This window comes from Cupriavidus basilensis OR16, from assembly GCF_000243095.1.
Lineage (GTDB): Bacteria > Pseudomonadota > Gammaproteobacteria > Burkholderiales > Burkholderiaceae > Cupriavidus > Cupriavidus basilensis_D.
In genome coordinates, this window is the sequence record NZ_AHJE01000143.1 from 1 (window position 1) to 14724 (window position 14724).

Annotated in this window: 12 protein-coding genes and 1 pseudogene; 6 read left to right on the forward strand and 7 right to left on the reverse strand. The window is 65.7% G+C overall.

Translation table 11 applies throughout. The features are described 5' to 3' along the window. On the reverse strand, positions 1-1137 hold a 1137-nt coding region (locus OR16_RS35660), incomplete at its 3' end, for an efflux transporter outer membrane subunit (protein WP_043422454.1). Between the two features lie 79 nt (positions 1138-1216). Further along, positions 1217-1696 (reverse strand): MarR family winged helix-turn-helix transcriptional regulator, encoded by a 480-nt coding sequence (locus tag OR16_RS35665; protein ID WP_006163853.1) that lies wholly within the window; start codon positions 1694-1696, stop codon positions 1217-1219. 224 nt (positions 1697-1920) lie between these two features. On the opposite strand from OR16_RS35665, the gene typA reads away from it, so the two are divergent. Then, the gene (gene typA / locus OR16_RS35670; protein ID WP_006163854.1) at positions 1921-3741 is read left to right on the forward strand and encodes a translational GTPase TypA; all 1821 of its coding nucleotides are present in this window, start codon (positions 1921-1923) and stop codon (positions 3739-3741) included. Positions 3742-3819: 78 nt separating this feature from the next. On the opposite strand, the gene OR16_RS35675 is transcribed toward typA, so the two are convergent. Further along, positions 3820-4716: a sterol desaturase family protein gene (locus OR16_RS35675; RefSeq protein ID WP_006163855.1), complete on the reverse strand. Its 897-nt coding sequence runs from the start codon at positions 4714-4716 to the stop codon at positions 3820-3822. Between the two features lie 242 nt (positions 4717-4958). Here OR16_RS35675 and OR16_RS47560 point away from each other — a divergent pair, with 242 nt between their 5' ends. The 3 genes from OR16_RS47560 (at position 4959) to OR16_RS35690 (ending at position 8386) form a co-directional block, all read left to right on the forward strand. Next, positions 4959-6521, forward strand: coding sequence for a methyl-accepting chemotaxis protein (locus OR16_RS47560; protein ID WP_063709629.1), 1563 nt, complete (start codon positions 4959-4961; stop codon positions 6519-6521). A gap of 87 nt (positions 6522-6608) precedes the next feature. Beyond that, positions 6609-7685: an enoyl-CoA hydratase/isomerase family protein gene (locus OR16_RS35685; protein ID WP_006163857.1), complete on the forward strand. Its 1077-nt coding sequence runs from the start codon at positions 6609-6611 to the stop codon at positions 7683-7685. 140 nt (positions 7686-7825) lie between these two features. After that, on the forward strand, positions 7826-8386 hold the full coding sequence (locus OR16_RS35690) for an NADPH-dependent FMN reductase (protein ID WP_006163858.1): 561 nt from the start codon (positions 7826-7828) through the stop codon (positions 8384-8386). Positions 8387-8527: 141 nt separating this feature from the next. On the opposite strand, the gene OR16_RS35695 is transcribed toward OR16_RS35690, so the two are convergent. The 3 genes from OR16_RS35695 to OR16_RS35705 form a co-directional block, all read right to left on the reverse strand. Then, on the reverse strand, positions 8528-8758 hold the full coding sequence (locus tag OR16_RS35695) for a hypothetical protein (protein ID WP_043422463.1): 231 nt from the start codon (positions 8756-8758) through the stop codon (positions 8528-8530). Positions 8759-8938: 180 nt separating this feature from the next. Further along, positions 8939-9202: a hypothetical protein gene (locus OR16_RS35700; protein WP_006163860.1), complete on the reverse strand. Its 264-nt coding sequence runs from the start codon at positions 9200-9202 to the stop codon at positions 8939-8941. 95 nt (positions 9203-9297) lie between these two features. After that, complete coding sequence (locus OR16_RS35705) at positions 9298-9555, reverse strand: hypothetical protein (RefSeq protein WP_006163861.1); 258 nt, start codon at positions 9553-9555, stop codon at positions 9298-9300. Between the two features lie 433 nt (positions 9556-9988). Here OR16_RS35705 and OR16_RS35710 point away from each other — a divergent pair, with 433 nt between their 5' ends. After that, positions 9989-11824, forward strand: coding sequence for a serine/threonine-protein kinase (locus OR16_RS35710; RefSeq protein WP_006163862.1), 1836 nt, complete (start codon positions 9989-9991; stop codon positions 11822-11824). Here the strand turns inward: OR16_RS35710 and OR16_RS35715 are convergent. Continuing rightward, positions 11760-13738, reverse strand: a pseudogene (locus OR16_RS35715) (SUMF1/EgtB/PvdO family nonheme iron enzyme). The gene OR16_RS35710 and the pseudogene OR16_RS35715 sit on opposite strands and share 65 nt — an antisense overlap. A 407-nt stretch (positions 13739-14145) precedes the next feature. Here OR16_RS35715 and OR16_RS35720 point away from each other — a divergent pair. Continuing rightward, the gene (locus tag OR16_RS35720; protein ID WP_006163865.1) at positions 14146-14571 is read left to right on the forward strand and encodes a DUF4399 domain-containing protein; all 426 of its coding nucleotides are present in this window, start codon (positions 14146-14148) and stop codon (positions 14569-14571) included. Positions 14572-14724 lie beyond the last annotated feature (153 nt).

A 14724-nucleotide genomic window follows, 5' to 3' on the forward strand; every position in this document is an offset into this window, starting at 1 on the left:
GGCGCGCAGCTTGCCACCCTCGAAGATCGGCAGGCGGATGGCCGGGCCGATGCCGAAGGTCCGGCTGATGCCCATCAACAGGTTGGACGGGTCCAGCGAAGCCACGCCGGCGAAGGCGGTCAAGGTGACGGCGGGCAGGAATTCCGTGCGCGCTACCTCGATGTCCTTGCTGCTGGCTTCCACGCGCCAGCGTGCGGCTACCAGGTCCGGGCGGCGGCCCAGCAGATCGATGGTGAGGTTGTCCGGCAGCAGCGGCGTGCTCTGCGCCAGGATGGTGGGGCGCTGGATCGCCAGGCCGCGGTCCGGGCCCTTGCCCAGCAGCGCGGCGAGTTGGTTGCGCGCCAGCAGGATATCTTCATCCACGCGCAGCAGGTCGGTCTGCGCCGATGCCACCGTGCCGCGCGCCTGCGTGGTTTCGACCTGCGTGTCCAGGCCGGCGTTGAGCCGGTCGCGCGACAGGTCGCTCAGCCCGCGGCGCTGCGCGATGGCGCGCTCGGCCACGTCGCGCTGCGCGTACAAGGCGGCCAGGCGGGCATAGGTGCGCGCGACCGAGGTGGTCAGGATCAGGCGCGAGGCCTGGCTTTCCGCCTCGGTGGCGCGGTCGTCGGATAGCGCGGCTTCCAGCGCCTTGCGGTTCTTGCCCCAGAAGTCGAAGTCATAGGAGAGTCCGGCTTGCAGGCGCGACTGGTTCTGCCACGAACCGGCCAGCGGCGTCCCTTCGAACAAGTCCGTTTGCGAGAAGCGCTGGCGCATCAGGCTGGCGTCAAAGTCGACGTGCGGGTACAGCGCGCTGCGCGTAGCGTCGGCCATCGCGCGGGAGGCTTCCACGCGTGCGAACGCGGCTTGCAGGTTGGGGTTGTCCTTCACCGCCTCGTCGACCATGGCGCGCAGTTGCGGATCCTTGAATTGGTCGACCCAGTCGAGTGAGGGCCATTGGCCGTGCTGCGAGGGCAGGGTCTGGGCGCTGGCGAGCGAGCCCGGCGCGGTAACGGTCTGCGTGCTGTGCGAGTTGCCGAACGCGGCGCAGCCTGCCAGCGCCGCGGCAGCCAGCGCGCTCAGCGCCAGCGTGCCGGCCCGGCGGCCGGCGGCGCGCGCGCGCGGCGACAAAGCGGAAAAAGTAGAGAGAGCTTGGTTCATCTGGATGCCCTGCGACAGAGCCTTAGTGTTGTTCTTGTATTTGAGAGATCTTGGCGCCATTAACCTGCAAGCTTGGCGGCTACCCGCTGTTGTTGCCGATGATCCGGTGCAGCATCGAGCGGAAGGTCTGTAGTTCGGTTTCGGAAAAGCCGCGGAAATGCCGGTTCAGCACGCGGCAATAGATCTTGGGCAGTTGGTTCACGAGGATCTGGCCTGCGGGCGTGATCGACAGGTCGACCACGCGCCGGTCGGCATCGCTGCGCTGGCGCTCGATCAGGCCGCGCTTTTCAAGGCGGCTGAGCAGGCGCGTGACCGAACCCATGTCGCAATTGAGCTCCCGGCCAAGGTCGGTCACCGTGCTGCCGCGTCCGGCGGCCAGCATCATCAGGCAGGTGGCCTGGGCGTGGGTGATGTCCAGGCCATCGACTTCCTGCTCCACGCCGTGCGACAGCAAGTTCTTGGCACGTGCCATCAGGTAGCCGATGCTTTCGCCCATGCGGTACTCGGCCGGGTCGAACGGGAAGGCTTCGTCGGAAATGGACTGGGTTTGCTCGGACATCTCGGCTAGGTGCTTGTCGGTGCAATGTTTGCCGTGGCAACTATATGTTCACGTTCGCCGAACCGCAAGGACGTCAATTTGCTATTGTGGATATCGCAATAATTGGTTTGGTGACGCCTGGACGGCCTAGGAAGCTTCCCAACGTCGTCCTCGGGTTTTGCGCCGCAGCATGCTATAATTTCGGGTTATCTTTTGATGCTCAGCCCCCAAAGCGAGACGCTGCAATGACCCGCGCCATCCGCAATATCGCCATCATCGCCCACGTCGATCATGGCAAGACCACTCTGGTCGACCAACTCCTGCGCCAGGCAGGTACCTTCCGCGACAACCAGCAAATGGTCGAGCGCGTGATGGACTCGAACGACATTGAAAAGGAACGCGGGATCACCATCCTCGCGAAGAACTGTGCTGTCGAATACGACGGCACCCACATCAATATCGTCGATACCCCTGGGCACGCCGACTTCGGCGGTGAAGTGGAGCGCGTGCTGTCGATGGTCGACGGCGTGCTGCTGCTGGTTGACGCTGTCGAAGGCCCGATGCCCCAGACCCGTTTCGTCACGCGCAAGGCGCTGGCGCTGGGCCTGAAGCCGATCGTGGTGATCAACAAGGTCGACCGTCCGGGCGCGCGTCCGGAATGGGTGATCAACCAGACGTTCGACCTGTTCGACAAGCTGGGCGCCACCGACGAGCAGCTCGACTTCCCGGTGATCTACGCATCCGGCCTGAACGGCTATGCCGGCCTGACCGACGATGTGCGCGAAGGCGACATGAAGCCGCTGTTCGAGACCGTGCTGGCCAAGGTGCCGGTTCGTGACGACAACCCGGATGGCCCCCTGCAGCTGCAGATCATCTCGCTCGATTACAACAGCTATGTCGGCAAGATCGGTGTAGGCCGCATTTCGCGTGGCCGCGCCCGTTCGCTGCAAGACGTGGTGGTCAAGTTCGGCCCGGAAGGCAACCCTATCAAGGGTCGTATCAACCAGGTGCTGAAGTTCCAGGGCCTGGAGCGCGAAATCGTGGCGGAAGCCGAAGCCGGCGACATCGTGCTGATCAACGGCATCGAGGAACTGGGCATTGGCTGCACCGTGTGCGCACCGGACGCGCAAGACGCGCTGCCCATGCTGAAGGTGGACGAGCCCACGCTGACCATGAACTTCTGCGTCAACACGTCGCCGCTGGCCGGCCGTGAAGGCAAGTTCGTGACCAGCCGCCAGCTGCGTGAGCGCCTGGACCGCGAACTGAAGTCGAACGTGGCGCTGCGCGTGGCCGAGACCGGCGACGACACCATCTTCGAAGTGTCGGGCCGCGGCGAACTGCACCTGACCATCCTGCTGGAAAACATGCGCCGCGAAGGCTACGAGCTGGCCGTGTCGCGCCCGCGCGTGGTGTTCAAGGAAATCGACGGCGTCAAGCACGAGCCGTACGAACTGCTGACCGTGGACGTCGAAGACGGCCACCAGGGCAGCGTGATGGAAGAACTGGGCCGCCGCAAGGGCGAGCTGCTCGACATGGCATCGGACGGCAAGGGCCGCACCCGCCTCGAGTACCGCGTTCCGGCCCGTGGCCTGATCGGCTTCCAGGGCGAGTTCCTGACGCTGACGCGCGGCACCGGCCTGATCAGCCACATCTTCGACGACTACGCGCCCCTGCGCGAAGGCGGCCTGGGTGAGCGCCACAACGGCGTGCTGATTTCGCAGGATGACGGCGACGCCGTGGCCTACGCACTGTGGAAGCTGCAGGATCGCGGCCGCATGTTCGTCAAGCCGGGCGATGCGCTGTACGAAGGCATGATCATCGGCATCCATAGCCGCGACAACGACCTGGTTGTGAACCCGATCAAGGGCAAGCAGCTGACCAACGTGCGCGCCTCGGGTACCGACGAAGCCGTGCGCCTGGTCACGCCGATCCAGATGTCGCTGGAATACGCCGTGGAGTTCATCTCCGACGACGAACTGGTGGAAATCACGCCGAAGAGCATCCGCCTGCGCAAGCGTCACCTGAAGGAGCACGAGCGTAAGCGTGCTTCGCGCGAATCCGTGTAAGCGTTTTCGCCTCAGGCAACCTTGCCAACAAAAGACCGCGCCTTGTGCGCGGTTTTTTGTTGCCTGGTTCAGGGGCTGTCAGGCGTCCTGGCTGCGGTCCGCGCCAAACGCCGTGCCTGCCTGCCGCGCGTCCCCGTCGGCCATTTGGCGCGGGCTACGCCACTCGGGCGGTTTCCACAGGTGGCGCAGGTCGCGATGACGCCAGGCGTCCGCGAACATGTCGCGCCATTCATGGAAGGTGAGGGTGAGCGGGTTATGGCTAGCGATGCGGCGCGTAATGCCATATTCGGGTGGCGCCTCTTCGGGCACAAAGGAGCCGAACATGCGGTCCCACACGGTCAGCACACCCGCATAGTTGCGGTCGATGTACTGCGGGTTGCGCGCATGGTGCACGCGGTGGACCGAGGGCGTATTGACCAGCCATTCGAGCGTGCGCCAGCGCCCGCCCAATCGGGTATGCACGAAAAACTGGAAGGCCAGGTTCAGCCCCACCGCCAGGATCACCCAGTCGGGCGTAAAGCCGAGCAGCGCCAGTGGAATCCAGAACAGCCACATGCCCGAGAGCGGATACGTCAGGCTCTGGCGGAATGCCGTCGAGAAATTCATGCCCTCCGACGAATGATGGGTGACGTGCGAGGCCCACATCCAGCGCACCCGGTGGCTGGCGCGATGAAAGCAGTAATAAAGGAAATCCTGCAACAGCAGCAGGAGCAGAAACGACCAGACCGTCTGCGGCATCGCCTTCAGGCCATGCTGGTAGCTCCAGGTGTAGGCCGTGCGCACCATCAGCCACAGGAAGAACGCATCCGCCGCCTGGTGCATCAACGCCAGCGCGGCATTGGACGCGGTATCGCGCAGGCTGTAGATGGCGGGGTCACGGCGCGCCCAGTACCAGGCCTCCGCGCCGATGGTCAGCAGGAAGACCGGCGCGAATGCCAGCAGGATCAGGCCGGGATCGATTGTTGACGGTGTCATGCGCAAAGTGTTGCCCGATTCTGTCCGTTTTGTTTGGAGGCGATCCTCTATACGGTCGTGCGGCGTTGCCAAATGTGGACACCGGAGCATGCGGAAATGCTTGCTGCGCACATTTGCATTCCTGATTTTTTTGCACGACTGAATATCCGCGTGCACGGGGTCAAGGAGCAGTGAGGGGCGCCGTTATAGCAGGGCGGCCAAAAAAGAAGCCGCATCAGAGCTAAATCCAACGGGGAGCCATCATGTTTCGCAACACTACTATCGGTACAAGATTGTGGATTTTGACTATCGTCACCAATGCATTGCTGATGATTGTCGGTGCCGTAGGCTGGCTTGGCATGTCGCGCAGCAATGATGCCACGCGGCAGATCTACCAGCATCAGCTCTCCGCCGCGGTCAACCTGGCCGAGGCGCGTTCCAACCAGTTGCTTGTGCGGATCTTGCTCGACCAGGCCACCTTTGCCACCGATCCTGCCGACGCCCGCGCGCGCGCCGATACTGCCGAGGGGTTCGCGCGCCAGTCCGATACGGCCTGGAAGGCCTATCTGGCGCTGCCGCGTTCGGCGGAAGAAGAGCGCGCGGCCGCGGACGTAGCCGCCAAGCGCGAGGCGTTGTTCACGCAAGGCGTGTCGCCGATGATCGCCGCGCTCAAGCAAGGCGATCGCGAGGCAGTGATGCGTGCCGTGCTGGAGGCCATTCCCAAGCTCGATATTGCTTTCACGGCCGTCAATACCGAGTTGGGCAAGCTACAGCTGGCCGGTGCGCTGGAGGTCTATCACGGGTCGCAGGAACGCTACACCATGCTGCGCTCGCTTTCGATCGGCGTGCTGGTGTTGGGCTTGTGCTTCAGCACGGTGGTGGCCTGGCGCCTGCGTCGCTCCATCGTCGGACCGCTCGATACTGCCATCGTCCCGCTTCGAGCGCATCGCCGCCGGCGATCTCGGTGCGAAGGCGGATGGCACCGGCACGGGCGCCGGGTGGAGCGCAGCGAAACCGGCCGCATGCTTGCCATGCTCGGGCGCATGCAGGAGAGCCTGGCCGCGATGGTGAGCGACGTGCGCGGCGGCGCCGATTCCATTGCCGCTGCCAGCAAGCAGATTGCCAGCGGCAACAGCGACCTGTCGCAACGCACGGAGCAGCAGGCGGCGTCGCTCGAGGAGACGGCATCGAGCATGGAGGAGCTCACGGGCACGGTGCGCCAGAACGCGGACAGCGCGCGCGAGGCCAATGACCTGGCCAGCAACGCCACCGGCCTGGCCGAGCGTGGCAGCGACGCGGTGGCGCGCGTAGCCAGCACCATGCAGGCGATCGACGCCAGCGCCAACAAGATCGTCGACATCATCGACGTGATCGAGAAGATCGCATTCCAGACCAACATCCTCGCCCTCAATGCGGCGGTGGAAGCCGCGCGGGCCGGCGAGCACGGACGCGGCTTCGCGGTGGTTGCGGGCGATGTGCGCGATCTCTCGCAGCGCTGCGCAGGCGCGTCCAAGGAGATCCGCACGCTGATCGGCGACTCGGTGTCGCGCGTGCGCGCCGGCGGCGAGATGGTCGAGCAGGCGGGGCAGGTGATGCAGGAAATGGTGGGCGCGGTGCGCCGCGTGAGCGGCATCATGGGCGGCATCAGCTCGGCGTCCGATGAGCAATCGCGCGGCATCGAGCAGGTCAACCAGGCGGTGGCGCAGATGGACGGCATGACCCAGCAGAACGCCGCGCTGGTCGAGCAGGCCGCCGCGGCGGCGGCTTCGCTGGAGGACCAGGCGCAGCGGCTCACCGGGCTGATGTCGGCATTTCGGGTGGCCTGAAAACAGTGCCTCGAACGCCGCTCGGGGTGGGCGGCACGCAGCTTGGCTGGTGTAAAGTTGCGGGTTGCATTCGCGGAGAAAAGAGACATGACTGACTTGGTCACAAGCGAGATCCAGGGGGGCATCGGCTACCTGACGCTGAACCGGCCCCAGGCGCTCAACGCGCTGTCGCTCGAGATGATTCGCGCCATCACCACGGCGCTCAACGACTGGGCGGCGGCGCCCGAAGTGGTGGCGGTGGTCATCGCCGGCGCGGGCGGCAAGGCCTTTTGCGCCGGTGGCGACATCCGCTTCTTCCACAAGGCCGCGCTAGCCGGCGATCCGGCGCTCGACCAGTTCTTCGTCGAGGAATACGCGCTCAACCACCTGATCCATACCTACGCCAAGCCGTACATCGCGTTGATGGACGGCGTGGTGATGGGCGGTGGCATGGGTATCTCGCAAGGCGCGCGCCGCCGCCTGGTGACCGAGCGGACCAAGATGGCGATGCCGGAGACCAATATCGGCTTGTTCCCCGACGTGGGCGGCGGCTGGTTCCTGTCGCGCACGCCCGGCCGCCTGGGTGAATACCTGGGCCTGACAGGCGCCATGATCCATGCCGCCGATGCGCTGTACGCAGGCCTGGCGGATGCCTACCTGCCGGGCAACGCCATGGCGGAACTGGTGGCGGTGCTGCGCGCGCGTGAGTTTGCCGATGGCGATGCCGTGCTGGCTTGCATTGACGAGGCCACCGCGGCGCACCGTGCCGCCTGTCCGCCGGGCGAGAGCAACCTGGCCAGGCTGCAGGACGAAATCGACAGCCTGTTTGCTGGCGCCTCGGTGACCGGGATCGTGGCGGCGGTGAGCGATGCCGGCTCCGACTGGGCGGCGCAGACGGCCGCCATGCTGCGCGCGCGCTCGCCGCTGATGCTCAATGTCACGCTGGAGCAGATCCGCCGCGCGCGCACCATGGCGCTGAACGACGAACTGCGCATGGAGCTGGACATGATGTATTACGTGTTCCGCCACGGCGATGGCGTCGAAGGCATCCGCGCGCTGGCTGTCGACAAGGACCACGCACCGAAGTGGCAGCCCGCGCGCCTCGATGAGGTCACCCGCGAGCGCGTACGCGCGTTTTTCGACAGCCCCTGGGCGCACGGCGCGCATCCGCTGGCGGCGCTCTAGGCGGGCGGCTTGCGGTTCCTTTCACGCAAATGGATTAGAGTGACGCTTGGACCGGCCGCCGCGGCGCAGCAATGCGGTGCGCAACCGCCGGCTCCGACCACCCATAGACCCATGGTGCAGTGAACGAGAAAGGAATCGCGATGAGTACTCCCCGTGATGTAGCCGTACTGGTAGGCAGCTTGCGCAAGGACTCCTTCAACCGCAAGCTGGCACTCGCGCTGGCCGCGATGGCGCCGGCCGGGCTCAAGCTCGAAATCGTCGAAATCGGCCAGTTGCCGCTGTACAACCAGGACGACGACGCCAGCCCGCCCGCGCCATGGGTTGCCTTTCGCGACCGCATCCGGCGCGCCGACGCCGTGCTCTTCGTGACACCTGAATACAACCGCTCAGTCCCGGCTGCACTGAAGAACGCCATCGACGTTGGCTCGCGCCCCTACGGCCAGAGCGCCTGGGACGGCAAGCCCGGCGGCGTCATCAGCGCCTCGCCCGGCGCGGTCGGCGGCTTCGGCGCCAACCACCACCTGCGCCAGTCGCTGGTCTTCCTCAATATCCCCGTACTCCAGCAACCGGAAGCCTACATCAGCGGTGTCGACAAACTCTTCGACGACCACGGCGGCATCGCCAACGAATCCACCCGCGGCTTCCTGGCCAAATTCCTGGCCACCTACGCCACCTGGATCGAGCGCAACGCGCCTCGCTGAGGCAAGGCAGAAGAAAAGCTCGCCTCCCCGCTGGGGAGGTGAAACTGCCCGAACGCCGGCCAACAATCTCCCCCCAAAAACACTGACGCCCGTTGCCGACAGGGCAACGGGCGCGGAGGGCAGAATATCGCTGCCTTGCGCTTATGATTCGACTGACTTGCGCTTGATGTCCCCGGCCGGCCGCGCCTGCGTGCCTGCCAGCGGTTGGCCTGGAAAGCCCTCCGGATAGCTGATGACGCGCAAGGCTCCCCCGAGCTTGCGCGACGTCCATGCATGACCGGCGCGCGTTCTCGCGCCGCCTGTGATTGCCACCATGGCTTCTCTGTCGAGCTCCACGCTGTCCGGCAAATCCTTGATGACGATAACGGCCATGACTTCCTCCTGCAGGGTGGCGAAGGCCGGCGCGGCCGGTGTTCGCCGGGTGGGTGCGCGCGTTGCGGCAAGCCCAGCCAGATCAGTATAGGCCACGGGTTCTACCTCCGAAGCCGTGCCAACACGCACGCAACAGCCGTGGAAACCCCTGGGGTTTCCACGGAACGGGGCGCATGTCGCTCAGACCGCGGCGTGGGTAGCGGCCCACTGCGACGGGTTGACGTCGATGCTCAGCGGACCGAAGCCGGAGCCGATCACGCCGACGTTGTTGAGCGTGTTCACGTTGATGCTCTGCAGTTGGGCGATGTTCTGGTTGACGTTGACATTGACGTTGGCCACCGGGCCCAGTCCTTGCAGCCAGGAATTGCCGCCGCGTACCGCGGCCAGGGACTTGCTGTCGAGGTCTTGGTTCAGGGCGAGGTCGCGCACGATGATGGATGGCATGATGGTTCTCCTAGACTTCACTTGATCGCTGGAAATGGCAGGTACTGGCTGGCAGCGAAGGCGGCGGGGCCGCCTCTCGCCGGTGCCGGGACCATTCAATAGATGTTGTTGCTGGCGTTCTGGGTCGACTTCACGCGGGACTTGATGTCGTCGGCAAAGGCCGTGTTGTTGCCGTTCATGTTGACGACGTTCTGGGTCTGGCCGATCAGTTGCGAAGCGTTGAAGGTCGAGTCGATCTTGGTCAGGCTGAAGACGGGCATGAAGGGCACGAAGCCGCCGCGCACGGCGCGCATGGCGCGGGTGTCGAGTTCTTCGGTGACGGACAGGTCCTTGATGGCGAGGGTGGTAGTCATGGCAGTTCTCCTTGGGAGCGATTGGGACTTTGGTTCATTTGGGTTGAGCATCTGTGCTGCGCTCGGGAGGTACAAACGCATGGAGTGTGCCAAGGCGGGCCAGGTCCTCGCAGATCGCCCGCAAACGCAGGCGGGGCCTGGGGAAAAAGTTTCTTGAGCCGGAAAACAGGTGCCAGCGGCCTAGCTGCGGCGGCCTGGATCTGATGGGCACTGGCCAACACAACAACACCGTGTGTTCGCGCCTGCGCGACAGGCAACGGCTCTTGCGGTGCCATCGTGGCGCTTGCTTGGCTTGCCGGCGTTGATGCAATGCACGAGGGGTTTGCGATTGGCATGAGTGCGCACTAGTATCCATCGTGGGCAGGTACTCGCCGTAGACGGGCGAGTGGGCGCTCAATGCGCAACTTCGCGCAATCACGTCGCGGCTGCATCGATGCCTAGCATTCCAGACCTGATACGTACCTTCCAAAGCGGTGGTCTGTCGCACGACGAGCTTTTGGCCCGCATTGACAGCACCCTGGCCGTGGACCAGGCCAGCGCCACGCAGCTGGCGGACATGCTCAGCGAGGAGAACACCCGCTTCCCGCTGCCGCCTGGCGTCTACGAAGAGGTGCTGAGGCGCATCGAGCGCCGCGGGACAACCCAGTTCGAGGATGGCGGCGAGGCAACCCGTGTGCAGACCGGGCACGCAGGCATCGCGTCATCGCCCGCTACAGCGCCGGCGCCGGCGCCGTCGCCGTCGCCCGACCAGGCCATTGCCGGGGCGGAGCAGACCAAGGGGGTGGGCGACACTTTGAACGGGCGCTTTGTGCTGGAAGAATGCCTGGGCGTGGGCGGCATGGGAACGGTCTACAAGGCGCTCGACCTGCGCAAGCTTGAGGCCTCCGACCGCAAGCCCTACATCGCCATCAAGGTCCTCAATGTGCAGTTCCGCGGTCATCCGAAATCGCTGATCGCGCTGCAGCGCGAGGCGCGCAAGGCGCAGACGCTGGCGCACCGCAATATCGTGACGGTCTATGACTTCGATCGCGACGGCTCGGTGGTCTACCTGACCATGGAGTACCTGTCAGGCAAGTCGCTGAATCGCGTCTTGCGCGCGCCGGATTTTGCCGGCATGCCTTACGCCAAGGCGCTGCCGATCATCACCGGCATGGGCCGGGCCTTGTCCTATGCGCACGAGCGTGGCTTCGTCCACTGCGACTTCAAGCCCGCCAATGTGTTTCTCACCGATAGTGGTGAAGTGAAGGTGATCGATTTCGGCATCGCGCGCGTCTTCCAGCAACCGGCGGACGACGCGGACCCGACCGTATTCGATCCGGGCACGCTTGGCGGCATGACCCCCGCCTATGCCAGCCCTGAGATGTTCGAGCATCGTGAGCCGGATCCGCGCGATGATATCTACGCATTGGCCTGCGTGACCTATGAACTGCTGACTGGCAGGCACCCCTATGAGCGGCTGTCGGCCAACCAGGCGCGCGGCGCGGGCCTCAAGCCACAGCGCCCGAAGGTGCTCGGCCGCGGGCAGTGGCGTGCGTTGCGTGCGGCGCTGTCCTTCGATCGCGCGACGCGCACGCCGACCGTGGCGCGCTTCCTGGCCGAGATGGGCACCGAGCGCCGCGGTGGCATGCCAATGGCCAAGCTGGGCGCTGCGTCCGTGGCTGGCTTGCTGGTAGCCGGCGGGTTGGGCTATTACGTGTGGCGCTCGCGCGGGGCACCGGAAAGCCAGCAGCCTGCGGCGCAGTCCGCCGCAAGCGCGCTCGGCACCGCAGCCTCGGGGGATGCGGTGCCGCCATCCGCTGCGCCCGGCTTGCCGCCGCAGACGCAACCGGGCCAGGAGGCCAGGGCCGAGCGCCCGCTTTCCATGCAGGCCGTGGCGCCGGTGCTGGCGCATGCTCCTTGCTCTTTGCTGTCTGCCACCGGGCAGGACCATGCACTGCAGGTGCGCGGCTACGTGGCGGAGCGCTTCGGCATCAAGCGGCTGAAAGACGAGTTGAACTCGGTGCCTGGCGTGCAGACGCTGAACCTGGAGGTGCAGCCTCGCTGTTCGACGCGCTGCGCCCCGAGGCGGAGTCCAGGCAGGACTACCTGCGCGCGCTCGACAGGCAACTGGGACCGATGGCGGCCAGGCACGGTGAAAGCCACATCGGCGCCGACCTGGTGCAGATATCCACCAAGGCGCGTTAGCAAGCCGGCACTGGCAGCAGCTACTTCAGGTCCCGCACGACGCGAAAGCCGTTTTGCGACTGGCGCACGCTCGCGCTGTACTTGAAGCGGGTGGAGGAGAGCATGTAGCTCGCACCTTCATGCCATGAGCCGCCACGGATAACGCGTACGCTGCAGCCGGGCTCGTCCCAGGCGTGCCCGTCGGCAGGTGCGTTCTTGTAGGAGATGTGCCAGCAGTCGGCGACCCATTCCCACACGCTGCCGTTCATGTCGTGGAGGCCGTAGCCATTGGCAGCAAAGGAGCCAACGTTGGCGGGCGCGTCGGCATTCCATGGTTCGCCGCAGTCCTTGCAGTTGGCCGTGCCCTTGCGCATCTGGTCGCCCCACCAGTAAAGCGTTGAGGTGCCGCCCGGGCGGCGTACTCCCACTCGGCTTCGGTCGGCAGGCGGTAGTGCTTGCCGCTGACCTTGCTCAGCCAGGCGACGTACTGCTGGGCATCGTCCCAACTCACATCGCGCACGGGCGCGTTCCGGCTCGCATTGGCGACAGTGGCGATGCGCTGGCACGCGCCGGCGTCGGCGCAGGCGCCCCATTGTTCCACCGTGACTTCGAACTTGCCGATGGCGAAAGGCTGGCCGATGGTGACGTGATGCGGCGGCTTCTCGGTCGGGTCGCCGCCGTTGCTGCCCATGGTGAAGCTGCCTGCCGGCAGGCTGTGCAGCACGGGACAGGCCGGGCAGTCCTTGACCTCGCCCGGCTTGATGTCGACTATCACGGTGCCGGAAGCGGCTGCGCGTTGCGCGGCGGGGGCGGGGGAACTAGCGGGTGGGGCGGATGCAGTGGTTGCAGCGGGCGCCAGCGCGGCAGGCGGCGTTTGTACCTTGCCGGACTGCGCGCGTGTCGGCGGCGGCGTGACGGTGCCTTGCGCGGCGGCCTGCCCGGATGAGGCACCTGCCGCGCGAGCACGCTCGGCAGGCGTGCCCGCCTGCGGCCCGGCCGCGCGCAGCCGTTCGATCCTGGCGCGCGCCAGCGGCGCGAAGCGGCCGTTCGGATAGGCCTTCAGGTAGGCCTCGTAGTCGCTCGCGAAATTACTGTTCTTGATGGAGTCCCAGAAGCTGAGTTCGTACTGCTCGTCGCTGTCCTTGGGAAGAATGCCGCGATGCTGGGCAAGGACCAGCACATCGGCCTTCCTGTGAGCGGGAGCAAAGGCCGCGTCGCCGCCGGTGGACGCGGCGTGAGCCGCAAGCCGGAGCGGGGCGGATAGCGACGACGACATCCATGGTTGCTGCTGCCGCCCGGTTTGCTGGCTCACGATTTCGCCAGCCTGGCGTATGGCGGCTTCGGCATCGAGGCCGGGCACACGCATCGTGCGCAGCAGGGCGGCGGTGAACGCGCCGTGCCGCGCGCCCTCGGTAGCCACGAGGCCGGGGGCCGTCGCATAGGCAACTAGCGTGTTGGCGGGGGCGGCGGGTGGTTGGACGGCGCTGCCGCGATAGGGATTGTCCAGGCAGCTATCGAGGATCACCAAGTTATGCATGTCCGGCCGCGGCGCCGACATGCTGGCCAGCACGGCGCCAAGCTCGGTGCCCGCCGTGAGCAGCCGGGCCGGCGTACGGCCGCCGGCGTCGACGGGCATCATCGCCGGGCTGTCCGCGACTTCGATGCCGTGTCCGGCGAAGTAGAACAAGCCGATGCCGCCAGCCGCCTGCAGCCGCTGCTGGAATTCGGCAAGCGCGCGTGCCATGCCTTGCTGGTCCAGGTTCTCGCGGAGCATGACGTCAAAACCGAGCGCGGCCAATGTGCTGCGCATTGCCCGGGCGTCATCGGCGGCGTTGGGCAGCGGCTCGTCCGCGTAGGCGGCATTGCCAATGACGAGGGCAAGGCGCCTGGCCGGCGCGCTCGTGGGGGCGGGGGCCGCGTGTTTTGCTTCGGGGGTGAGGGTTGGCGTGTCGATGCCGGCTGCGGCGCGCACGGCCGCAGCCAACCCGAGCAGGCACACGACAAGGAGTTTTCGCCACATATTCAGGCCTTGTTCGTACGGCGCCGAGGTGTATCGGCGGTCCACGTGCCAACGGCATCACGCGGCACGCGGGAGCGTTGATGCCCGGCCATCACCTGGCCGGCCCGCCTTGTCCTTTGCGCCGACGTGATGCAACGCGGGCGGCACTGGGCTGGCTCAATCAACCATAGCACAGCGATTGTGAATCCGGAGGTGCTTCGCAACACGGGGTGGCGCAGCAAGCTCACATCCGTGCCCCGCCGGCGCGGCGCAGGGTATCGCCAAGTATCTTTTTGCAGTTTTCAGTTTTCCGTTCTAAGCTGAATGACGAAATCGGATGACGAAATGCAGCGCGCCGGGCCGAAAGCCAAGCACCAACAGCAAGATTGCACCGCGTTTCGAGATAAGTTGTTCGGGAGGGTTATCGTATGCACAGGCGAACCGTGCTCGGCACATTGGCAGCGTCGCTGCTGGCTCCGTTGCCCTCGATCTCGTTGTCCACGACATCCCCACCCAATGCCGAGGTCTACATCATCTGGCCACCCGACGGCGCCGTGATCGACGGCGGCAAATTCTGGGTGCGCATGGGCCTGCGCAACATGGGGATCGCTCCCAAGGGCGTCGACATGGCCAACGTTGGCCACCATCACCTGTTGATCGACACCGACCTGCCGCCGATGGACAAGGAGATTCCGAACGACCGGAACCACGTGCACTTCGGCGCTGGCGAGACCGAGGCGCGGATCGAGTTGCCACCGGGCAAGCACACCTTGCAGTTGCTGCTCGGCGACAAGGATCACAAGCCCCACGACCCGCCGATCTACTCCAAGAAGATCACCATCACCGTTCGATAAGGCCCCGGGCCGCCGGGCCGGCGGCACGATACGGGAGACAGTCCATGCGTAAGCTCATTTCGGCTGCTGCGCTCGCCGCCAGCCTGCTTCTGATTGGTGGCACGCCGATCGGTGCAATCGCGGACGCGACGCCCGCGCCCCCCCATGCCTACC